The sequence below is a fragment of the Eubacterium sp. AF22-8LB genome (assembly GCF_003458715.1).
In the GTDB taxonomy this organism is placed as follows: domain Bacteria; phylum Bacillota_I; class Bacilli_A; order Erysipelotrichales; family Erysipelotrichaceae; genus Holdemanella.
Map to the genome: position 1 here is coordinate 1 of NZ_QRVI01000029.1, position 23666 is coordinate 23666.

Genomic DNA, 23666 nt, shown 5'->3' on the forward strand with positions numbered 1-23666 from the left:
ACAGATATTCTATCAGATTTTAAAAAGACTGTCGACAGTCACTTTGTCAACAGTCTGAGGAAGGCAATTAAGTTTGCCTTCTTTTTTTTCACTAAAAACAGACAAACTTTTTGAATATTTTCACATAAGTTTTCAAATTGCTGATATATCCCCAGTTTTCAAGATTTTCTGTATTTCGTCATTTTGCCACCCTACCACAACTTGACATATTTTCACTCACAAATATTGTACAAATCGTTGTAAAATCATTCACTATCAATGCCTTTTCATTTGTCAGCCTGCAAATCTCGAAGAACTTTTGCAATATCTGCTTGAATACAAATTGACTGTTTTTCGATTTGAGGCGGACAAAACGCCTCTTGATAATTGATACAGGCATACACAGCATTTCTATTTTTTGAAGTCATATTCCAAAATGGATATTTAATTATAACAGGTGTGTTACCTCCCACGCCTAATTCTAAGTAAAGGACTTTTAAATTTTCATGTCGTTTTAAAAAATCGTTATATCTATTTGACGCATAATACCAACCTTCATCTTGTACAAATGTGCCGTCAATTCGCAAATTCATTGTCATAGGTGCTCCGCAATAAGGACAATAAGGAACTAAGTAGCTTGGAATCTTCATATTCTCTTGCTGAATGACCATTTCCGTAACTTGTTTTTCATTATCATATGTTTTCTGATGACAGGCTTTAGAACATTGCCAAAGTCCATAATCCCCTTGCGTATAAAACAGGCGTTGCTTGTCAAAGCCTGCTCTTTGAAAACAATGGTCTACATTCGTTGTCAGAATAAAATAATCTTTATCTTTGACTAAAGATAATAAATCTGCATAAGGCTTACCAATATCTGCTAAGTAGCGGTTTAACATAATGTGCCTGCTCCAATATGCCCAATATTCCTCTAATGTTTCAAAAGGATAAAAACCAGCTGAATACATATCCTGCAAACCATATTTATCAGCAAAGTCAGAAAAATGATCAAAAAATCTCTTTCCACTATACTCTAAGCCGGCAGAGGTAGACAGACCAGCTCCAGCACCGATCATAATTGCATCCGCATTTTCGATTGCCTTTTTTAGATTGCAAATGTTATCCCAATAATTGCTTGTAGATTTGATAATCTTCTTCTTTAAAAACATTAAATACCACCTCGATTTTTGAATTTGTTTCCTCTAAATAATTTTTAACCGTATGAACTGCAATTTCTCCAGCAAAGTCATTCGGAAAATGAAATTCGCCTGTTGATATGCAACAAAAAGCTATTGACTTTAATTGATGTGCGTTGGCTAACTCTAGACATGAGCGATAACATGACGCGAGCAATGCACAATCTTTTTCCATTAATTTTTCTCGTATAATCGGTCCTACCGTATGCAATACATACTTTGCTGGAAGATTATAACCTTTTGTGATTTTAGCCTTTCCTATCAGTTCTGGCGTGCCCTGTCTTTCCATGATATTCTGACATTCCAAGCGTAGCTGAATACCTGCATAAGAATGTATCGCATTGTCAATACAGCCATGACAAGGGACAAAACAGCCTAGCAATGCACTATTTGCGGCATTAACAATGGCATCAACTTTCAGACTTGTAATATCGCCTTTCCATACATATATTTGCGGATTTTTAGGAATAAGGTCTTCAATTGATGTAATGCTCTTTTTTTTGAGTTCTTCTTGTAAATATAAATCCTGTATCTTTAAAAAGTCTTGTGAAATTTTTTTCGGTGGACGAACATTCATTAACGATCGTAACAATCTTTTTTTATCTGTTTCATTATTCGGAACAGATAAATCTTGATATTGCTTATCTTCGCTTAACAGATAGTGTATCAGATAATCCAATCTTTCTTCCTGTGTCATAGTGATTACTCCTTTTCAACGGCTTTTACAGGACAAATATTGTAGCAATTTCCGCAATGCAGACAATGTTTTTGTAAAATAGTCGTTTTATTATTTTTATAGACAATACATTTTTGAGGACAGACAGAAATGCACTTCTTGCAATTGTTACAGTCATCATTGATGTAGAACAGTCCTGCTCCTTTAGATTCGCAACTTCCAAAAGAAAATCGTTCTCTGAAAATCGGTTGCACACTTAAATCAAAAAATTCTCCGTTTCCTTGATATATTTGAAAAACAGTTAAAGCCATACGACTTTCTTTTGTCGGATACATATCATACATATATGGATTTTTTTGAAAAAGTGCTGATAAACGAAATGAGCCTATTTCTTTTACCTTTCCATGTATCGTGACGGATTGGCTAGAAAGAGTAGTATTACCCTGTAGACCTGTCAAAGATATTGTGTCATTCTGTTTTAATCGCTCATAAAAACTTTTTCCTTTTGCTGTTAGAAAATATAAACCTTGTTCATCAAAATCCATAATATCAATCGCACATGTCGAAGGATTTTGCAAATTGTCTGTTGTTGCGATGATAACCGTATGTATTTGATTTGTTAAAAAATCTAAATAAGTGTTTGTGTTCATTACTCTAGCCTCCATGTATTGAATAAGCAGAGCTATTTTATTAACTCTGCTTTTGGTGTTCCTTAAAATTTACCGTTTGTATTTTTCCAAGTGGATTTGTCTGCGATTGTTTCCATTACGTCCCAATGTTCTGCAATCTTACCGTTTTCTACTCGCCATAAATCATAGTAGCTTGTAGGTGCACCACCAAATGTTCCCTCACTAACAGCCAATACATAATTTCCTTGTGCCAATACTTGATGAACCGTTGTATAAATCATCTGAATATTTGCTTTTGCCAAAGCTTCTAAAGCTGCACCAAGTCCAGATAAACCATCGGCAATACCTGTGTTATGTTGAATATAAACATCACCATCAAAGTATTCTGGTGTTTTTTGAGCATTATTTCCTTGCATTACATCATATAAGAAATCTTTGACAATCTGACGATTTTCTTCTGTTTTATCTAAATCTGTCACTTCAGATACATTGTCAATCTGTGTACGCCCAGACGGATTTGGCTCAGCTTTTGTTGCAAGATTATCCCAGTGTTCTGCAATTTTTCCTTCGCTATCAAAGCGGAAAATATCAAATGCAACCTGTTCGCCTGCTCCTGCGAAGTTGTAAACTGTATGAAGAAATACTTTATCTCCATCTTCAAATGCACGAATATTTTTTACCGTTGTTTTTACTGGAGCCGATGCAAGATAAGCAACACTTCCCACAAAAGCTTCACGACCTGTACCATAGGAAAGGTTATGCTGAATATATCCCTTAGCTAAAAGTGCCTCAGCCTTTTTAGTATCTCCTGTTGCGAATGTGTTAATAAGTTCTAATGCTTTTTCAATTTGTGTCATGTTTGTTTCCTCCTTTAAATTTTTGTTGAACAGTTTTGAAAATAGTGACATAATATTGATCTCCTTTGTTGTAACCTTATTGGTTACATCTAAAGTATAACCCCATTCCGTTGTAACGTCAACGGTTACATCTAAATTTTTATAAAATTTTTTTCTGCATAAAAAAACGCCCTATATACAAGGGCAATCATTTACGAATAGCCTATTTTATATAGAGTGTCAAAAATTACTTCTTATTTTCTTTTGCGATATAGTATTGCGTATCTTTCATTACATCAGCTAATGTAATCTTTTTTAATTCATTTTCCAAAGCGCTTTGTACTTGTTCTAGTTTACTATCTAGAACATTGTGAATGTTTCTTCCAACAGGACAGTTGCTATTTGGATTTTCATGAAAGTGGAACAATTCTCCTTTTTCAACGCAATCTACAGCACGGTATATGTCAAGAAAACTAATATCATCAAGTTTTTTTGCAATTGTTGCTCCACCACTACCACGCTGAACGGTTACCAAACCTGCTGATTTTAATTGCGATAATATTTTACGAATGATTACAGAATTGACATTCACACTTGACGCTAAAAAATCACTTGTTATTTTAAAATCATTTTCAAAAGTATTTATACAGGCAAATATATGAACTGCGATTGTAAAACGGCTTGAAATCTGCATAAACATTCCTCGCTTTCCTATCGGATTTAGTCTAATTATAAGGTGGGTTTATTGTAATGTCAACAGTTACATCTATGCTTTATTGTACGATATGTTAAATCCAATATTTCAGTATTTTCCTTTTATATCAAGCTAATATCTTTGCATAAATCATTCTGTTTTTTCTTCTAAAATCTTTAACGCACACTATTTATAGGCATAATTCACATTTCAATATAGTTTTTTTAAAACAAGAAAAAAGATGAGGAAAGTAAAAAGAAATAAACAATATGTTCGGAGCAGCGTAGAGCCTATGTTCATCGTATGTGAGGAGTTTTGTTCACGATTCTTTCCTTTAGACAAAACATTTAAGAGTATAATTGGTTTATAGTCGTGTTTTGTACACGCTAGAATAGAGGAAAGATACAGGCGTTTTGTTTGCGCGGAAAACCTCTTGTGCTAAGAGTTTTGTACAAAGTGAAGAAATTCAAGCAAAGAAATATCTATAGTCCCAGCAAAGTCTTCTGATTCAAATAAGCTGTTTTTTAGCACGCAAGATTGCCGTACAAGATTGCCGTATATAAAAGACGCTTTTTTAACATATTCTTTGCAATACAGAATACCGTTTGATATTCATTACCAATTAAAAGATTGCGATAACCTATATTCAGCCACGCTCCAAGCAGGTATAAACTTTTCTTGAGCTCTCATCACTAGAAACCTTTAGACTTCTCTAGTTTAAAAGTAAAAGAAGTATGTCTAAGCTTGAAATCATACTTCTATTTTATCTATGAAACAACAAAATCACTAAATAGTCAGATGCCCTTTATTCATCGTTTCAAATGACTTTCGTACACTGCTTATCAAGAGTTCTTTAATAGAAACTTTCCATATCCAAAATTAATGGCATATTTCTTTTTGCTGAACATGAGTGCTCAAAAGTGAAATTAAGCTCTCATAATCTTCTGGAGTTAAATTGCTTTTTTTCACCAATACTATTTTTTTAGTAGAGGTTTGTAAATAAATATAATTTTTAAACACACACCACCATTGAAATGCGTCCCATTTATATTTACTTGTAACATACTCAAGTTCAGATATTGTTGTAACTCCATCTGAATCAAATATATACTCAATTGTTCCATTTTTTAAATTATCTAGGGATTTATTTTGAATTATTTTAAAAATTAAATCCTGTTCATAATATAGACCTACTTTTGCACACCAAATAAAAGCTATTAAACAAGCTAGTGAAATTAGTGCATTTCCTATCGAATGATCTAAAAAGGATGTTAGCGTATCAATCCCCATAATAAATGCTCCAATAACACAAACTATTTGTAATATCTTTCTATTCTTTTTAATGCTTGGGCGAGCAAAACTGATTTCTCTTATCACTTTAAATTCATCTGGACCTAAATTCAATTTAGTTTTGATCATTATAATCATCTCTCTTTCCATCAAACTAATTATAGTATACATCAAAAGCAGAAAAACATAGAGCCACAGTATAAAATATTGTTACAGATTTAGTCGTAAATATTTGCTCAGCGTGAATATATGAGTAGAAAAGCATAACCGTGGAATGACTTCCTGTACATACTGCAGCGGTCTGAGAATGCATGAAACTCCTATCCTATTGTAAGCAAAAAAAGAGTATGAATTCTTCTTGAACTCATACTTTTTTTGTGGGTTTTGTTCATTTTAACAATTTTTGCCCGAATTTTAAACTTAAGTTATCATGGGGGTTTTGTTCATTTTTTCCAAAATTCTCCATTTTTTGAAATTAAGTTTACATGGGGGTTTTGTTCATTTTTTGTACAAAACCACCTAAAATTTTTTTCAGTTACTTTTCAGACAAAATATCTCGCTTTATCGACTTACATGAACATATCCAATTAATGGGTTTGCGCATTGAACTGAATATACAGTGGTTTGACAACCGTTCCATCCTCCATGTACCGCTTGTCCATTTCCGATATAAATGGCAACATGTCCTTGGTATACACAAATATCACCTGGAACTGGATTGTTTGTTAATTCACCTAAGCTTAAATAAGCTGTAGGTGCTCCGTGGAAATTGATTCCTACAGCAGCTAATGAATTGGTTACTAACATTGTACAATCTTGATTCACACCAACCTGTGCTAATGCTGCATCTGCAATTCTTTGATAGAAATCTTTTTCTACATTGATTGTAACGTCCTTTTTACTAACATTTCCAGCTTTATCTTTCGCTTGAATTGTTGTTGTAATGGATCCAACATTACTTGTATCCACTGTTTTATTTAATTCAACAGTACCTTCTTCATTTAATGAAACATAGTTGTTGATATCAAATTTCTCATTTTGAGCAATTGTGATAGAATCTTCACAAGTGATTACAGGAGCTGTTGTATCTTGAACTTTAACATTTACTTTTGCATTTTTCTTTGCATATGTTTTTTTATTTTGTCCTTCAATTGAAATAGTTTGTTTACCAACTTGATCAATATCTAAATCTGTAACTGTAACTTTAAAATTTTTTGATTCATATACAGATACATTTTTTGTTTTCTTTTTGAATTTAACATTCGCATATTTTTTATGCAATTCTTTTGAAAATACAGACTGAATTGAATCTGCATCTTGATATTCAACTTTATAAGCTTGTGTGTTTTCTTTTGCTGAAATAGTTGTTACACCTGCAAAGCTAGATGTAGCAATAATTAAACTTGCGACTGCTTGGACTAATTTTTTCATAGTTATGGGCCTCCTCGTGCTTCACACAATTAAAGAGCCTACACTATTTACGCTAAAGTGTCAAAAGAATACCCGTATTTCCCACAATTTAACATATTAATTTGTTTTAATTTGTCATTATTAACAAGTCTGTCCCATTTATTTGTACTTTTTAATTGAAAAAAGAACTACAAAATTTGTAGTTCTTGACGATTAATATTCTAATTTTTTAACCTTTTCCCAAGTAAATTGAGGATCACCAAAGTGTCCATAACATGACGTCTTGTGGTAAACTGGCTTTCTTAAATCCAATTCTGAAATGATATTTCCAACTTCGAAATTGAAGTTTTTCTTAACGATTTCTAATAGTTTTTCATCATCAAATTTACCAGTTCCAAAAGTATCTACACATAATGATACAGGTTGTGCTTTACCAATTGCGTACGCAACTTCGACTTCACAACGACGAGCTAATCCATTCGCAACAATGTTTTTAGCTACATAACGAGAATAGTAAGCAGCACTACGGTCTACCTTAGTTGGATCTTTACTAGAGAAGCATCCTCCTCCAATACGTCCACGTCCACCATATGTATCACATACGATTTTACGTCCTGTCGTTCCAGAATCTCCCCATGATCCACCTACAACGAAGCTTCCAGATGGGTTGATGAAATATTTAGTGTTTTCATCTAAATACTTTTCATCAATACAAGGTTTGATGACTTCATTCATAATCAATTCTTTAATTTCTTCTTGTGTAATATCTTTTGAATGTTGAGTTGAAACAACGATTGTATCAATACGTTTAATTTCATCATTTTCATATTCAACAGATACCTGTGTTTTTCCATCTGGTTTTAATAAATCCGGGTGTTGTCTTCTTACTTTTGTCAATTGACGAGCTAAAAGGTGTGCATAATAGATTGTTAGTGGCATATACTCATCATTTTCATCACATGCATATCCGAACATAATACCCTGGTCACCTGCACATACTTCGTCACGGTTTACCGCATTGTGGATTTCAGGGCTTTGTTGGTTAACAACTGTATGTACATGATATTCTTCTGTATATCCAATACGTTTGATTTCATTCAATGCGATTGTTTCATAGTCCAATTCAGCCTTTGTATTACATTCACCGTAAATTAATACAAAATCATCTTTAATAGTACATTCAACAGCCATATTTGAATATGGATCTTGTGCTAATGCAGCATCTACGATTGCATCGGCAATTTGGTCACAGATTTTATCTGGATGACCTTCAGTAACACTTTCACTTGTAAAAATATAATCTTTCATTTTGTCTCCTTTTCCTCTTATCCATAAAAAAAACATACTTTAAGAAGTATGTTACAGATTTCTATACTTCTTATCGTTGTTAGCAGGACCACCTTAACATATTGTCAGGTTGGCGTGAAGTCAACGAGCTAACTCTCTACTTCAACTCTGGATAATTTTTTACGCATAAAGATTAAAACATGAAACAACAAATAATGCAAGGAATTCATTATGTTTATTATACATATATTAAAATATGTACTTCTAAGTAAAAAAAAATGGCTAAACATCTCTAGCCATTCTTATTAATATCCAAGTACTTCATCTACTAATATGACATGAATACGATCTGGGTCCATGCTGTTTCTTGTGATGACCAATTGATCGCATATACAGCCTTGCGCTAAACAATTTGCACAGCTACCTGTTACTTGACAAGGTCTGTTTCCACCAAAGCGTTGGTTATTAATTGGAGCTGCTACATTTCTCAATCTAGAAATAGCACTATCAATATCCTTTGTCACTTTATTCATTCCTACCACCATAATGACTTGTTTAGGACCAAAGCATAGACAAGCAACACGATTACAATGTCCATCCATATTTACTAAAATACCATCTTCTGTGATTGCATTTGTGCTCATTAAATAGTAGTCTGCATAAAAAGTTTCTCTTTCAATATTGTACTTTTCATCCGCATCCTTTACCTTATCACGATCAATCACTTTGAAATCTCTTTTATATAGTTCTTCCTTGATACCTAATGAATTGATTGTATCTGAGCCTCCCCAGCCAACACTTGAATCTGATTTCATAAGTTCAAATACTAAATCAAAGGCTTCCTGTTTCGTGTGAACATAATAACCGTTCATATGTCTATTTTTTAAGCCTTGAATAACTTTTTGAGATAATAAATCATTGCGTTTTGTGATCATTTTTACACCTCTATCCATTCTATCTTATTCACAACAATCGATGTTGGTCGATCTTTTTTCCCTTGGATCAAACAAATCCGATCTTTTTGAATATTTTCTTTTTGTTGCGCATATAAACGCGGCATAATAACGGCATCCATTTTACCAGCCTCGTCCTCTACACTCATAAAACACATCCAGTCCCCTTTTTTTGTCTTATGAGTTCTAAACGAAGCCACGCGAACCAAAATATTCATAAATCCATCTTGGTTAACCGCATTTAATAATGGTATACAATTAGGATACTTATGAATGCGTAATGATTGTACGGGATGTTCACTGACATAAAAACCATACACATATTGTTCTTTTTGCGCTTTCTGAAGTGGATTCTCTTTCATTCTTTGAATTCCCGGACGAGAAACAATACTGAAGTCAAATCTTAAATCATTTGGATCTTCAATTCGTACAATATTTACATAATCTAAAAGCTTTCTTAAATTTTCATTCAATGTTGCTCGATTATAACCAAAGCAATCAAGTGCGCCACCATCAATTAAAATACGTATTGTAGATTCATTAATCTTATACATGCTTGCCTTTGCGAGAAAATCAAAGAGATCTGTATAAGGGGCATGTTCTAAAATAGTAGGATAAATTGTCTTTCCTACCCCTTTTAATACTTGTAAAGGCATACGAATTGAATTATTTTCAATTTCATAATACTCCTTCGATAAATTGATGTCACAGCCATTCACAGCAATATTTCTTCGTTTACATTCATATATATATTGCGATGTTTTTATGCCAGATCCTATAACACTATTCAATAGACTCTGATAGAAGTACAATGGATAATTTGCCTTTAAGTAAGCCATTTGATAGGCTACTAAACTATAAGCATAGCTATGTGATTTATTGAATCCGTAGCCTGCAAACTGCTCCATAATAGAAAAAATTTCTTTAGAAACAGAATCCTGGATTCGTTTCTTTCGAGCCCCTAAAATAAACTGTTCTTTTAAGTTCTGCATAACATCTAATTTCTTCTTTGACATCGCCTTACGAAGTGTATCCGCCTGTGCAAGGCTAAATCCACCAATGACTTGTGCCGTCTGCATTACTTGTTCCTGATAGATCATAATTCCATAGGTTTCTTTTAAAACAGGCTCTAACAAAGGATGTGGATATACTACCTTTGCAGGATCTTTTTTTCTTTCAATATACGTATCAATATGCTGCATAGCGCCTGGACGATATAAAGCTAATACAACACTTATATCTTCGAATTTATTTGGCTGTATCTTTTGAAGTAAAGCTGTAATGCCTGAAGACTCTAATTGGAAAACTCCCAATGTATTTCCCATTGCTAACAATTGATATGTTTTCGCATCCTTTAAATTGATTTTCATCATATCCAAAGAAATGTGTTTTTGTGTTTTTAAATTAGTCACAATTTCGTAAATCGTCGTTAAATTACGAATACCTAAAAAATCCATTTTAATCAAGCCAAGATCTTCTAGATATTCTGCTGTAAACTGTGTTGCCTGAATGCTTCCATCTACGCTAACAAGTGGACAAACATTCACAATAGGCTGATCTGAAAGAACAATGCCTGCAGCATGTAAAGAGGTATGACGTGGTAAACCTTCCACCTTTATACACATTTGGAATAAATCCGTTAATCTTTTATCCGATTCAATTCGTTTTCTAAAAACAGGATTTTCATTATATGCCTGCAATAAAGTTATTTTCGGTGTATTTTTTAACATTTTAGATAACTCATCAACAATTCGAGCTGGAATATTCATAACACGCCCTACATCACGAATGGCTTGTTTAGCTTGTAACGTATTAAAAGTAACAATATGACTGACATGGTCATGTCCATACAAATCACGCACATATTGAATTACTTCGTCTCTTCGATCATCGGGAAAATCGGTATCAATATCCGGCATAGATATACGTGATGGGTTTAGAAATCTTTCAAACAATAAATTGTTTTGGATTGGATCAATATGCGTAATACCTAAACAATAAGCAACTAAAGAACCAGCTGCACTTCCACGTCCTGGACCTACAAAGATATCTTGACTTCTAGCGTATCGAATAAAATCCCATACAATCAGAAAATAATCTGTAAATCCCATACTTACAATAACGCTTAATTCATATTCTAAACGATTCATATAAGTAGCATTTCGATTTCCATTTAAACGTTTTTCCAATCCCTTCTTACAAAGTTTAATCAAGTAGTCTCTTGAATCAATATGAAGTTTATTTTTAAATACAGGAAGCTTAGATTTTTGAAATGCCATTTGTACATTACACATTCCAGCGATTTCTTCCGTAGCCAATAAATCACTTTCATCATACAACGCTTCCATTTCCTGCGGACTTCTTAAATATCGTTGAAATTGTACATCCAATCCTTGATTTTCAATATTGGATTGTTTGGCAATCGCTCTTAATACTTGTAGAGTTTTCACATCCTCACTATTCTCATATAGAATTCGGGATATAGCCACGCGTTTACAATCAAGTTGTTTTAGAATTTTATTATCGACTCTTTTTTTACCTGAATCATTCATTGACACAGAAACATAGAAGTCTGAAAAAGAATTTTTACATAGTTCAACAAATGCGTTTAATTTTTCTAAATCTTGATGTTCAATATATGCACTGAACATATCTTTACCATCACTTGATGTTAATACAACACAATCTGTTGCATAGTTTACAACTTCTTCAAAAGCTATACTTTCCTTTATAATCGATGTTAAGCGATATAAATTTTGTAAACCACGATCATTCTTGGCAAGTAGAATAAAATGAAATGGTTCCTCTTTATAGACGGAGTCGACTTCTAGCCCGATAATGGGATGCATATTATGTTTTTTACACAATTGATAAAACTCCATCGTTCCATACATAACATTATGATCCGTTAAGCATACATGATTGAATCCAAGTTGTTTTTGATGAAGAATCATATTTTCTAACCGAATTGGAGATTCAAGCAAAGAATATGAACTTCGCATATGCAAATGAACCATAGTATCCCACCTTTCTTTTTAGATATTATACCATAAGAAAAAGAGATAGCTGCTTATTAAGCTACCTCTCGTTTTGATAAAATTTCAATAACTTCTTCGACTTGTTCACGAGACAAATTTTTGATACCACTTGCACACTCATGACCACCGCCACCAAATTGCATAGCTACATCTCGTATAGGAATATTTCTTGAGCGTAATGAAGCACTGTAATGTTCACGATCTTCCATTCGTGTAAATAATGCCCACATTTCAACACTTTCAATACCAGCTAAACAATAGACTTTATCTTTAGCATCTGTAAAGCTTAAGCCTAAATTTTCATAATCTTCACATTCTAAAATGGAATAAAAGAACTTATTTTTTAGAATGGTATGATTACGGACAACCGTTTCATACTTATAATCATTCATTGATTTTGAAAAATTTAGTTGTTCAACCTTCGTAACATCGACACCTTGTTCAAATAAATACTTGGCTGCATCAAATGTTGCTGGGCGCACATTGTTTGTCGTGAAGCGAATATTGTCTGCGGTTAAGCCTAAATAAAGCATTAAAGCACTTTCAACTGGAATATCAACTTTTTTTTCTTGAAAATACAACGCTAACAATTCACATGTGGCACTTGCCTTATCATCGATCCATTCTTCATCACAAATCGTTTCTACTTGTACATGATGATCAATACGAATTGACTTTTTAGCTAATTGATACCTTTCATCATCGATACGTGCTGCATTTGATGTATCTAAAACAATAGCTAAGCTTGAAGCTACAACCTCATCATCAATTACATCCATATGCACATTATTTCTTTGTGAAACTGGACAATCACTTCCTAGACAATAGATTTTTTTATCTGGATAAGCACTTTCTAAATAGTACTTTAATCCAAATTGTGAACCAATCGCATCCATATCCGCGAAAACATGTCTAAAAATGGTAATCGTATTAAAATTTTTTACACTCTCTAAAATATTGTTAGGCATTTGCCATCAAATCCTTATAGGCATCACGTGCAATGACTAATTCTTCATTTGTAGGTAATAACCAAACTTGCATTTTTGATTCAGGAGCACTCAATAATTTTTCAACACCACGAACTCCATCATTGTCTTCTGGTTTTACTACAACACCAAATGCGGATAATCCATCACAAATTCTTTGACGCATTGCACAGTCATTTTCACCGATTCCTCCGGCAAATACGATTGCATCAGCACCACCCATTAATCCGAAGTATCCTGATACAACTTCAACAATACGGTTTACATATACATTTTGTGTTAAGATTGCACGTGGATTTCCTTCTTTGATAGCAGCTTCAATATCACGTCCATCACTAGAGATTCCACTTACACCTAACATACCAGATTTTTTGTTCATGATTGTATCCATTTCATCTGGTGTATATCCATATTTATTTTCTAAGAATGGTACGATAGCAGGATCAATATCTCCACAACGAGTTCCCATCATAATTCCTCCAAGAGGTGTGAATCCCATTGATGTTTTATAAGATTTACCATTTTTAACAGCTGTAATACTTGCACCATTTCCTAAGTGACAAGTGATGATATTCATTTCTTCTTGTGTTTTTCCTTGAAGCTCAGCCAAACGTTTTGTCAAATATTCATGGCTAGTTCCGTGAGCACCATAACGACGTACTTTATCGTTTGTGTAATATTCATATGGTAATGGGAAAATGTAGTTTTCTTCTGGCATACTTTGGTGGAATGCTGTATCAAATACGAATGTGTGTTTACATTCTGGCAAAGCATCTCTAAATGAACGGTATCCAACTAATGCAGCTGGGTTGTGTAGTGGAGCTAATGCACATAATTCTTCTACTTTAGCTTCAACCTCAGCATCTACAGGTACTGAATGAGAGAAGTATTCTCCACCATGAACAACACGGTGACCAATTGCTTTGATATCTTCTAAGCTTTCAACAACTTTGTGTTCAATCAAAGCTTCCATTAATTTTTTTACAGCTACTGCATGATCCTTAATATCTAAGATTTCTTCGATCTTTTCTCCATTGGCTTTCATTCCAAAAATAGAATCGTTCAAACCAATACGTTCAACATTTCCTTGTGCTAGAACTTCTTCTTCTGGCATTTTGAAAACTTGGAATTTCAAAGATGAACTTCCTGCATTAACACTCATAACAATCGACATTTTTTGATCCTCCTAAAAAATTTCTTTTAATATTTCGATTTGTTCAACATCTTCATGTTGTAAAATCCATGAATCTAATAATTTTTTCTTAGCGACATACCCTATCGCTGCTTCATATTTTTCCAGTAATTTCGTAGCACGATGAACGGAATCCATCGCTGCTGCACGAGAAATCTCTAGTTCCTCACTTATTTCAGTATAAGAGAAATCTTCCTCGTAGTAAAGGCCTAATATCTCTCTTTGACGTTGTGTCAATAATCCACCATATACATCTAATAAATCGTTCGCATCTAACTTTGAAATCATTATTCTTCCATACCCTTTGTGATTCCCATCAAGAAGGCATTGATGTCAAATGGTCTTAAATCCGCTGGCTTTTCACCCAATCCTAAGAAACGAACTGGCAAGTGTAATAAATCACGAATTGCTAGCACAACTCCACCTTTTGCCGTACCATCCATCTTCGTTAAGACAATACCCGTTACATCAGTAGCTTCTAGGAACACCTTAGCCTGCGAAATACCATTTTGTCCTGTCGTCGCATCTAAAACTAGCCAGACTTCTTGTGGTGCCCCTTCAATTTCTCTTTGTACAACACGGTGCATCTTACTTAATTCATTCATCAAATTTGTTTTATTTTGTAGACGACCTGCTGTATCACAAATTAAAATATCCACATCGTTTTCTTTGGCATAACGACAAGCATCCACTAACACAGAACTTGGATCTTGATTCATTTTTCCTTTTACACAATGAACTCCTAAGCGTGTTGCCCAAGTATCGATTTGATCGATAGCTCCAGCACGGAAAGTATCAGCAGCGGCTACAGCTACTTTCTTTCCTTGTTCTTTATAATATTGAATCAATTTTGCACTTGTAGTCGTTTTACCACTACCATTAACCCCTACCATTAAAATAACAGTTGGACCTTCTTCATTCATTTTAATCGGTTCGTCATTTGCTTCATCATAAAAATCATAAAGAATTGAAATCAAATAATCTAACATAGAATCATATTCTTTCACATGTTTTCCATTTGATTCAAACGCATCTACGATTTTTTGGGCTGTATGAATTCCCACATCACTTTCAAGCAGAATAACCATGATTTGTTCTAATAAATCATCATCAATTCCGTGAAAATTATTGGATAAAGCACGCATACGATCGCCAAAGCTTTTTTTAGATCGATCAAGTCCAGATAAATATTTATCTTTATCTTCGCTTTTCACAAAAGCTTCTTTAATTTTTGAAAAGATAGACATTACGCTTCCTCCTTAGCTATATGTACTGCATCCTTTAGTTGCACTTTTAATACTTTACTTACACCATCTTTTTGCATCGTAACCCCATATAACGTATCACACTGCTCCATAGTTCCTGGTCTGTGTGTAACGGCTATAAATTGAGATTGTCCACGATAATGAGATAGATATCTTGCGAATCTTTCAACGTTAGCCTGATCTAAGGCTGCCTCAACCTCATCAAAAATACATAATGGCATCGTACGAGCCTTTAGAATCGCAAATAATACACTGATCGCAATCAAAGCCTTTTCTCCACCAGAGAAGGTTTGGATATTCTTTACCATTTTTCCTGGAGGCTGCACATCAATATCGATTCCCGTATTTAATACATCGTCTGGATCCACCATTGAAAGGCTTGCACGCCCACCACCAAACATGGATTTAAAGACACCATCCAATTCAGCATTGATTTTATTAAACATATCCGTAAATTGACTGACCATTGTTTTATCCATCTCATCAATCGCAGCCAAGATTTGTTGACTCGCCTTTTCTAGATCTTCTTTTTGGCTTGTCATAAAATCAAAACGTTCTTTTACTTCTTTATATTCATTTGGTGCATCTAAGTTTACATTCCCTAAACGGGATATTGCTTGTCGCAATTGAATTACTTCTTCTTTTGCGCTGTCAATTTCAACATCTTCTTTTTTTGTTAACGCATACTCATATGTCATTTCATAATCTGTATTTAAACGATTTAATGCATTTTCTAATTGTGTTTTAATCTTCACAATTTCCATTTCATAATTATGAATCTGACTTTGTTTAGAATTCATTTCTCTTCGAACAAGACGAATTTGATTTTCAAGTTGCTCTGCTTCATTTCCTTTATCAAAACGAGATTGGCGCAAGCTTTGAATTTCCAAAGACAATGAATCTAACACTGCATGCATTTTAGACATTTGTACAACTAGATCATCTTGGGCTAATTCTTTATTTTCTTCGATATCTATACCCAATTCTTGGTATTCAGCTAAAATTGAATCATACTTAGCCTTCTTTGTAGCGTAAATATTTTCCAATTTAGCCAATTCAATCTGCAACGTTACAATCGCATCGTTCTCTTTTTGAAGCTTACCAGCTAATATATCTGTTTCATTGATACAATTTTCAGTCTTAATTTTTTGACCTTCAATTTTGGAATTGATGGTATCTAATTCTTGACGCATTGTCACAGGGGTACTCTGGTTCTTTGTAACACCACCTGTCATAGATCCACCCGTATGTACGATATCCCCATCTAGTGTAACAATTTTATATGCATATCGTAATCGTTTAGCTGCTTCATTCGCATTCTGTAAAGTGTCTACAACTAAGACATTGCCTAATAAACGTTCTTTTACCGGATCAAAGATAGCTTCACAATCAACGCATTCACTCGCAAAGCCCAAAAAGCCTGGACTTGTAGATGCAATGGTTATAACTTGTTCATTCATTTTTCTTGGATGACACACACTTAGTGGTAAAAATGTTGCACGACCGCTTCGATTACGTTTTAAAAATGAAATCGCATTTCGAGCATCTGCTTCATTCTTTGTGATGATTTGATAGATACTTCCGCCTAGTGCGGCATTAACAGCTAAAGCTTTATCCGCGTGAGCAATCAATAATTCACTGACAACCCCATAAACACCTGATAAAGAATTTTTTGCCTGCATAATCGAACGAACGCCTTGTTGATGTGCAAATGGCTGTTTCATCATATTTTCCAATACTTGTCTACGATTTTGTAGCTGTGTCAAAATATTATTTGCCTGATCCGATTCATAACGAGCTTTGGAAATTTTCGTTTTTAAATCATTCACAATATTTCGACGATTATTCAAATCCTGTTGTGTCTGCATTAAACGTTCATGACGATCCTGCGATTCGAATCGTGCTTCCTCTAGCATTGCCTGCAATTCTTTTTGGCGTTCTTTTTTATCTGCTACCTTTAACATGTATTTACGCTTTTCATCTTGTTCAATTTTACGTCGTTCCAGTTGGTAGTTTTCTTCCATCGCTTTTGTATATTTCCCTTGCAGCTCATTGATCTGTTTATCAAGAGCATACATCTCTTTTCGTATACTTTCTAGACGATTTTCCTGTTTTAAAAGCTCAGCATTTTCAGAAGTGTGCATTGCCTGTATATCAAACAATTCTTTATTGATTTGATTGATTTTTTCATTGTACTGATCAATATCCTCGACTAATACACTAATTTCAATTTTCGATAGCTTTTCTCTTAAGGCAATATACTTTTCAGCTTTTTTTGCCTGTTTTTCCAAAGGCCCAATTTGTCTTTCAAGCTCATCTAGAATATCCTGCAAGCGATCCAGGTTTTCCTTTGTTTGCTCTAGTTTAGACAATGATACCTTTTTTCTCTTTTTGTATTTTGCGACCCCTGCTGCTTCTTCAAACAAGGAACGCCTTTCTTCAGGCTTAGCATCCGCAAATGAAGAAATATTTCCCTGTGTGATAATACTTAAGGAATCTTTTCCTAATCCTGTATCCATGACTAAATCATTAATATCTTTTAATCGACAAGGTGTTTTATTAATAAAATAACTTGCTTCATTATTAGCACGTAATATTTGTCTTGTGATTTCAATTTCATCAAAATCCGAATCAAATACTCGTCCTGAATTATCAAACACTAATGTGACTCGTGCCATATTGACAGGTTTTCTATATTCACTTCCGGAGAAGATAATATCTGACATATTTGAACCCGAACGAAGTGATTTTACACTTTGTTCCCCTAGTACCCAACGAATCGCATCATTTACGTTACTTTTACCGCATCCATTTGGTCCTACAATGCCTGTAATATCTTGATCAAATTGAATCACTGTTTTGTCCGCAAAGCTTTTAAAGCCTTGTAATTCAATACGTTTTAAAAACATCAAGACCCTCCACTCTAACTAAACTATTGTATCAAAAAAATCACATAAAATATATCTAGTTTTTATTTCTAGTTTGTGTATTATTGATTATTATGTTATAGTGTGTGTATGAACAAGAAAGATAGTATGCGATATGTTTATCCGCTTTGTTTTGGTGAAGAAGTTGGGAATTGTATTACGCATGGCGTTATGGGAATTCTTATTCTATTCTCATTACCTTACTACAGTGTCCGTGCCTATTTACGAGGTGGAGCTATAGAAACGTTAGGAACAGCCGTATTTCTAATATGTCTGCTCTTCATGTTTTGTGGCTCATGTCTTTACCACAGCATGCCGCATGAAACAACACACAAATATGTATTTAGAAAACTCGATCACATTATGATCCTGTTGGCTATTGCTGGTACCTATACCCCTATTTGTTTGCAGCTAATGAATAATTGGAAAGGATATGTAATTTTAGCTATCGAATGGGTTATGGTCATTGCTGGAATTTTATTAAAGTCTATTGCCACCAAAAGCTATCCTAAACTTTCAATGACAATCTATATGATTATGGGATGGTTAGCTATCTTTATTTTACCTACATTGATTCGTGAAACTAAACCCATATTTATTATATTGATTGCCTTAGGTGGTGTGATGTACACAATAGGAACTTTTTTCTATTCTAAACCACAAAAAAAATTCTTCCATTTTGTATGGCATATCTTTATTATACTTGCAAGTATTTGTCATATGATCGCAATTCTATATTTCATGTAACAAAACAAAAACCTATATCTTGGTAAAATCCAAAATATAGGTTTCTTTTTTAAAATAAACGAACAATATCATTATAAGTTGCATATAGAAATAACAACATCAATAATACAAAGCTTGCCATAATGATGTTTTCTACAACTTTTGTAGAGACCTTACGCCCAATTATTTTCTCAATCAATAAAATAAGGATTCTTCCTCCATCTAATGCTGGTATAGGAAGAGCATTAAAAATACCGATATTTAACGATATCATCGCAAATAAGCTAAAATATGTATCCAATCCATATTGGACTGACTTACTTGTTACATTTAAAATTCCAACAGGTCCTGATAAATTTTCTAATCCTTGTCCATGAATAATCATATTTAAGGACTGAAAAATCATTGTTGCACTTTCCCACGTATTTTGACATCCAACCCATAAAGATTGATACCAAGGAATTTTCTTTGCGTATGCAATGGCCTTATAACCAATCGTATAGCCTTCCATTTCCTTATCATAAGATGGTTTTAATGTCGTTTTAAAAGTTATGTCATTTCGCTTCACTGTTAAAGTTAAAGTATCATGGTGGTATTGGATAAACTCCAAAATCTCGTATTGCGTTTTAGGTTTAATACTTTTTCCATCTTTACTTTCGACTTTAATAATGTGATCATCTTTTTCAAGTCCAGCCTTTTGTGCTACTGAATCTTCCTGTACAACATAAACAATTGGTTTTGCGTCTTCAACCACATATCCTTGAGCCAAAGCTACACCCATATAGATAATCCATGCCAATAGCACATTCATCACAATACCTGCAATCATAACACAAACTTGTTTCCATTTTGCGATACCATTTAAGCGTCTTTCATTGGGAATATCCTTAAGCCAGCTATCCTCATCACTTTGCGAGCCATCTTCTTCACCAGCCATCATAACATACCCACCAAATGGTATTGCACGGATTGAAAAGTCAGTTTCTTTGCCTTTCTTTTGATAGAGGCAAGGACCCATCCCAATCGAAAACTCCTTACAATAGACACCAAAGTGTCGTGCTACTAAAAAGTGTCCTAATTCATGTAAAATAACAATAACACTTAGCATGACTACAAAGGCGATTATACCAATAATAAAATCCATCAAAATCCTCCTTAGAGAACAATCGTATACAATACGCTAAATATCATGATATTTAGTAAAAGCGAATCGACACGATCTAATACACCACCATGTCCTGGTAATAGATTTGAGAAATCTTTGACCTCAAAGTGTCTTTTTATAGCACTAAAGCACAAATCACCTAATTCAGCAGTAATTGGGCATATTAAACATAATAATGTATTTAAAACTATGTTCAAATTGGATGCATAGCCAAAGCTCACTACAAAGCTCAAAATAAATCCAAACACAATTCCTCCAACAAAGCCTTCCCAGCTTTTCTTAGGAGAGATTCTTGGATTCATTTTATGTTTGCCAATAGCACGTCCTACGAAGTATGCACCTGTATCACTTCCATATGTTGCAAATACTATGGTCCATAAATACTGATGTTGTCCTGAAATCTGTCCTACCGCATGATATACAAGCGAAAAAATCACGACATAGGAAATGCATGTAAAAGCATCTATAATTGAGAATTCTTCTACAAAAACAACCAAACTCCACAAAAATACAACAATCAATGTCATAACAACAAGAAAATATTCCTCAGGTAAGTAGCGCGTTAAAATAACTGCCAAGGCACTTAAAGGCAAAATATATTTTGGCCATTTCTTAAAGCCTGGTTGAATATGCATCCATTCATAGGCTCCTGAGCATACAATAAATAAAGCTAATGCTTCTAGCCAATATCCTCCAAGCGCAACAGGAAGTGCTACTACAAGAATAATTCCAATTGCGGTAATTATTCTTTGTTTCATGATGTTAAGCCTCCGAATCTTCGATCTCTAGATGCGAATTCATCTAAACAATCTTTTAATGCTTTTTCATCAAAGTCAGGCCATGCAACTGGTGTAAATATCAACTCTGCATAAGCAAGCTGCCATAGCAAGTAGTTTGAGATACGAAGCTCACCGCTAGTACGAATCATTAAATCAATATCTTCTGGTACAAACAAATATTTTGAAAATTCTTCTTCTGTCAAATCATTTTCACGTTTACCCGAAGCCACTTCATCTGCATATTGTTTCATACCCAAAAGCATTTCTCTTCGAGAACCATAATTAATAGCTATACATAATTCCAATCCTGTATTATTCTTTGTTTGATTTACTGCTTTGTTGATAACTTCTTGTGTTGCATCTGGAAAACGTTCTAATTCTCCCGCAAATGTTACGCGAATGTTTTTTTCCATTAATTCATTAATAAATTTATTAAAAAACAAACCAGGTAATTTACATAAATATGAAACCTCATCTTCTGGACGTTTCCAATTCTCTGTCGAGAATGCGTATAAAATCAATTTTTGAATTCCCATGTCCTGAGCAGCTAAAGCTACAGTACGAATTGTATCCGCACCTTTTTTATGACCAGCTGTTCTTGGTAAACCTCTTTTTTTTGCCCAGCGACCATTCCCATCCATGATGATAGCTACTGTTTTTGGTGCCATAAAAAACCTCCTTTTTAAAAAAGTCCAAATGAGTTTGGACTTAGACATTTAATATTTCTTTTTTCTTTGCTTCACAAATTGAATCAATTTCTTTAATATATTTATCTGTTAATTTTTGTGATTCTTCTAAAGTTTGTTTTTGTTCATCTTCAGGAAGTTCTTTGTCTTTTTTAATTGCATCATTTGCATCACGACGTACATTACGAACAGCAATTTTAGCTTCTTCACCATATTTTTGTGCATCTTTTGCTAATTCTTTACGACGATCTTCTGTTAATTGAGGAACTTGAATACGAATGACATCTGCTTCTGCTTGAGGATTCAATCCTAAATTAGCTGCTTGAATTGCATGTGCAATATCTTTAATAATAGAACGATCATAAGGCTTAATAACTAGTTGTGTTCCTTCTACAACTGAGATTTGAGCCATCTGATTGATTGGTGTCATTGCCCCGTAATATTCAACTTGTACACGTTCTAACATTTGTCCGCTAGCACGACCTGTACGAATTTGACGAAGATTTGATTCAAGATTATCAATAATCCCCATCATTTTTTCTTCTGCATTTAATAAAATTTCACTCATGATTTTTCTCCTTATTTCTTTTTAGTGATTGTAGTACCATTTACTTCACGGCGAACAGCCTTAACAATGTTACCTGGTTCATTCATATTGAATACAACTAAATCAATATCATTATCCATACACATACTAATAGCTGTAGAATCCATAACCTGTAAACCTTTGTTTAGTACATCCATATAATTTAGTGTATCATATTTTTTTGCATTTGGATTCTTCTTAGGATCCGAATCATAAACTCCATCAACACCGTTCTTAGCCATCAAAATTACATCTGCATCAATTTCAGAAGCACGTAATGCAGCAGTTGTATCTGTTGAGAAGTATGGAGAACCTGTTCCAGCACCAAAGATAACAATTCTACCCTTTTCTAAATGACGTAATGCACGTCTTAAAATAAATGGTTCCGCAACTTTTTGCATTTCAACAGCTGTCTGAACACGTGTTTGCACACCTTCCTGCTCTAATGCATTTTGTACAGCCAATGCATTAATTACTGTACCTAACATTCCCATATAGTCTGCTTGTGCACGGTTCATTCCCATTTCAGCCATCATTTTACCGCGAATGAAGTTTCCTCCACCTACAACGATTGCAAGTTCAACTCCTAATTTTTGTACTTCTTTTAATTCTTTAGCCAATCTTCTTAAGATTTCGGGATCAAAAGCAGCTTCAGGACTAGATAAAGCTTCTCCACTTAATTTTAATAAAACACGTTTATACATAAATATTGCTCCTTATTGAATTATCAAAACAATTATACACTATCTTGCGCCATTTAAAAAGAAAAACCCTTGGATTTTCCAAGGGGTATCCAAATTTTCTAGGGGTCTCGAATTTAGGGGGCAATCTGGGGGACAATAAAGAGAAATGAATCTAGGGGTCTATGAAATGTGATTATTTCATCCCTTATTCATTTTCTTTTTTTATGTCTGATATAACCGTTTATAATTATTTCGTTATGTTCATTGTCTTCAACCAGGAGGTATATAAATGAACAATAACGAAAATATTTCTATTTCAAAACTATTAGCTGTACTTGATATTCAAGATGATGACTCTTTTATTATTACTGATGTCGAATTGATTGATGAAAATAAATATATACACATCCAGAAGAAGTTGGAACCTATGTATTGTCCTAGATGTGGTTCAAGAATGCATTCTAAAGGTTTCTATACTCGTAAGCTTAATCATCCCGTTCTTCAGGATTCCACTAAATTTTATATGATTGTTAAACAACGTAAGTGGCATTGTGATGAGTGTAATTTATATATGAATGATTCATTTCCTTTTTTGGATAGATATGCTCATTCTACAACCATCACTCCATTTCTTATTCTAAATGAATTTAAACACCTGGATCAAAGTACTGCAGCTATTGCCGAAA

22 protein-coding genes and 1 riboswitch are annotated in these 23666 nt (G+C 33.9%); of the genes, 2 read left to right on the plus strand and 20 right to left on the minus strand.

Annotated elements, in window-relative coordinates; all coding sequences use genetic code 11:
- Positions 1 to 266: 266 nt before the first annotated feature.
- The 15 genes from DWY01_RS09790 to DWY01_RS09860 all read right to left on the minus strand — a co-directional run bounded on the left by DWY01_RS09790 (position 267) and on the right by DWY01_RS09860 (position 18337).
- Positions 267 to 1145 carry a Sir2 silent information regulator family NAD-dependent deacetylase gene (locus tag DWY01_RS09790; RefSeq protein ID WP_117995946.1) on the minus strand — a complete coding sequence of 293 codons (879 nt, stop codon included), beginning with the start codon at positions 1143 to 1145 and terminating at the stop codon, positions 267 to 269.
- Positions 1096 to 1869 (minus strand): protein-ADP-ribose hydrolase, encoded by a 774-nt coding sequence (locus DWY01_RS09795; RefSeq protein WP_117995947.1) that lies wholly within the window; start codon positions 1867 to 1869, stop codon positions 1096 to 1098. Before DWY01_RS09795 ends, DWY01_RS09790 begins: the two co-directional genes overlap by 50 nt.
- A 5-nt stretch (positions 1870 to 1874) precedes the next feature.
- A complete protein-coding gene (locus DWY01_RS09800) occupies positions 1875 to 2498 on the minus strand; it encodes a 4Fe-4S binding protein (RefSeq protein ID WP_117995948.1) in 624 nt (207 codons plus the stop codon).
- A gap of 62 nt (positions 2499 to 2560) precedes the next feature.
- The gene (locus DWY01_RS09805) at positions 2561 to 3334 is read right to left on the minus strand and encodes a nuclear transport factor 2 family protein (protein ID WP_117995964.1); all 774 of its coding nucleotides are present in this window, start codon (positions 3332 to 3334) and stop codon (positions 2561 to 2563) included.
- A gap of 226 nt (positions 3335 to 3560) precedes the next feature.
- On the minus strand, positions 3561 to 4007 hold the full coding sequence (locus tag DWY01_RS09810) for an Rrf2 family transcriptional regulator (protein ID WP_117995965.1): 447 nt from the start codon (positions 4005 to 4007) through the stop codon (positions 3561 to 3563).
- A gap of 879 nt (positions 4008 to 4886) precedes the next feature.
- Positions 4887 to 5426, minus strand: a complete 540-nt coding sequence (locus tag DWY01_RS09815) for a YcxB family protein (protein ID WP_199519945.1) — start codon at positions 5424 to 5426, stop codon at positions 4887 to 4889.
- Between the two features lie 432 nt (positions 5427 to 5858).
- The gene (locus DWY01_RS09820) at positions 5859 to 6728 is read right to left on the minus strand and encodes an NlpC/P60 family protein (RefSeq protein ID WP_117995950.1); all 870 of its coding nucleotides are present in this window, start codon (positions 6726 to 6728) and stop codon (positions 5859 to 5861) included.
- Positions 6729 to 6920: 192 nt separating this feature from the next.
- The gene (gene metK / locus DWY01_RS09825) at positions 6921 to 8015 is read right to left on the minus strand and encodes a methionine adenosyltransferase (protein WP_003865892.1); all 1095 of its coding nucleotides are present in this window, start codon (positions 8013 to 8015) and stop codon (positions 6921 to 6923) included.
- A gap of 37 nt (positions 8016 to 8052) precedes the next feature.
- A riboswitch (SAM-I-IV-variant riboswitch) is annotated at positions 8053 to 8175 on the minus strand.
- A 124-nt stretch (positions 8176 to 8299) separates the two neighbouring features.
- Positions 8300 to 8929, minus strand: a complete 630-nt coding sequence (locus DWY01_RS09830) for a lactate utilization protein (RefSeq protein WP_117995951.1) — start codon at positions 8927 to 8929, stop codon at positions 8300 to 8302.
- A 2-nt stretch (positions 8930 to 8931) separates the two neighbouring features.
- Positions 8932 to 11964, minus strand: coding sequence for a DNA polymerase III subunit alpha (locus DWY01_RS09835; protein ID WP_117995952.1), 3033 nt, complete (start codon positions 11962 to 11964; stop codon positions 8932 to 8934).
- A 56-nt stretch (positions 11965 to 12020) separates the two neighbouring features.
- Positions 12021 to 12953, minus strand: a complete 933-nt coding sequence (locus DWY01_RS09840) for a bifunctional oligoribonuclease/PAP phosphatase NrnA (protein ID WP_117995953.1) — start codon at positions 12951 to 12953, stop codon at positions 12021 to 12023.
- Entirely contained in the window at positions 12946 to 14145 is a 1200-nt protein-coding gene (locus tag DWY01_RS09845; protein ID WP_117995954.1) for an acetate/propionate family kinase, read from the minus strand. The genes DWY01_RS09840 and DWY01_RS09845 overlap by 8 nt, the downstream gene beginning before the upstream one ends.
- A gap of 12 nt (positions 14146 to 14157) precedes the next feature.
- On the minus strand, positions 14158 to 14451 hold the full coding sequence (locus tag DWY01_RS09850; protein ID WP_117995955.1) for a sigma factor-like helix-turn-helix DNA-binding protein: 294 nt from the start codon (positions 14449 to 14451) through the stop codon (positions 14158 to 14160).
- The gene (gene ftsY, locus DWY01_RS09855) at positions 14451 to 15410 is read right to left on the minus strand and encodes a signal recognition particle-docking protein FtsY (protein WP_117995956.1); all 960 of its coding nucleotides are present in this window, start codon (positions 15408 to 15410) and stop codon (positions 14451 to 14453) included. The genes DWY01_RS09850 and ftsY overlap by 1 nt, the downstream gene beginning before the upstream one ends.
- Positions 15410 to 18337, minus strand: coding sequence for a chromosome segregation protein SMC (locus DWY01_RS09860; protein WP_117995957.1), 2928 nt, complete (start codon positions 18335 to 18337; stop codon positions 15410 to 15412). Before DWY01_RS09860 ends, ftsY begins: the two co-directional genes overlap by 1 nt.
- A gap of 108 nt (positions 18338 to 18445) precedes the next feature.
- Here DWY01_RS09860 and DWY01_RS09865 point away from each other — a divergent pair, with 108 nt between their 5' ends.
- Positions 18446 to 19102 (plus strand): hemolysin III family protein, encoded by a 657-nt coding sequence (locus DWY01_RS09865; RefSeq protein ID WP_117995958.1) that lies wholly within the window; start codon positions 18446 to 18448, stop codon positions 19100 to 19102.
- Between the two features lie 49 nt (positions 19103 to 19151).
- Here the strand turns inward: DWY01_RS09865 and rseP are convergent, their stop codons facing one another.
- From rseP to pyrH, 5 genes are read right to left on the minus strand one after another with little or no spacing between them, the layout of a single operon-like run.
- Positions 19152 to 20225: an RIP metalloprotease RseP gene (gene rseP, locus DWY01_RS09870; RefSeq protein ID WP_117995959.1), complete on the minus strand. Its 1074-nt coding sequence runs from the start codon at positions 20223 to 20225 to the stop codon at positions 19152 to 19154.
- A gap of 11 nt (positions 20226 to 20236) precedes the next feature.
- The gene (locus tag DWY01_RS09875; protein ID WP_117995960.1) at positions 20237 to 21004 is read right to left on the minus strand and encodes a phosphatidate cytidylyltransferase; all 768 of its coding nucleotides are present in this window, start codon (positions 21002 to 21004) and stop codon (positions 20237 to 20239) included.
- The gene (locus DWY01_RS09880) at positions 21001 to 21693 is read right to left on the minus strand and encodes an isoprenyl transferase (RefSeq protein ID WP_117995961.1); all 693 of its coding nucleotides are present in this window, start codon (positions 21691 to 21693) and stop codon (positions 21001 to 21003) included. The genes DWY01_RS09875 and DWY01_RS09880 overlap by 4 nt, the downstream gene beginning before the upstream one ends.
- Before the next feature lie 40 nt (positions 21694 to 21733).
- Entirely contained in the window at positions 21734 to 22279 is a 546-nt protein-coding gene (gene frr / locus DWY01_RS09885; protein WP_117995962.1) for a ribosome recycling factor, read from the minus strand.
- Between the two features lie 11 nt (positions 22280 to 22290).
- Positions 22291 to 23001, minus strand: a complete 711-nt coding sequence (gene pyrH, locus DWY01_RS09890; RefSeq protein WP_117995963.1) for a UMP kinase — start codon at positions 22999 to 23001, stop codon at positions 22291 to 22293.
- A 268-nt stretch (positions 23002 to 23269) separates the two neighbouring features.
- On the opposite strand from pyrH, the gene DWY01_RS11690 reads away from it, so the two are divergent.
- A partial coding sequence (locus tag DWY01_RS11690) for a transposase family protein (RefSeq protein WP_199519948.1) occupies positions 23270 to 23666 on the plus strand: 397 nt, incomplete at its 3' end.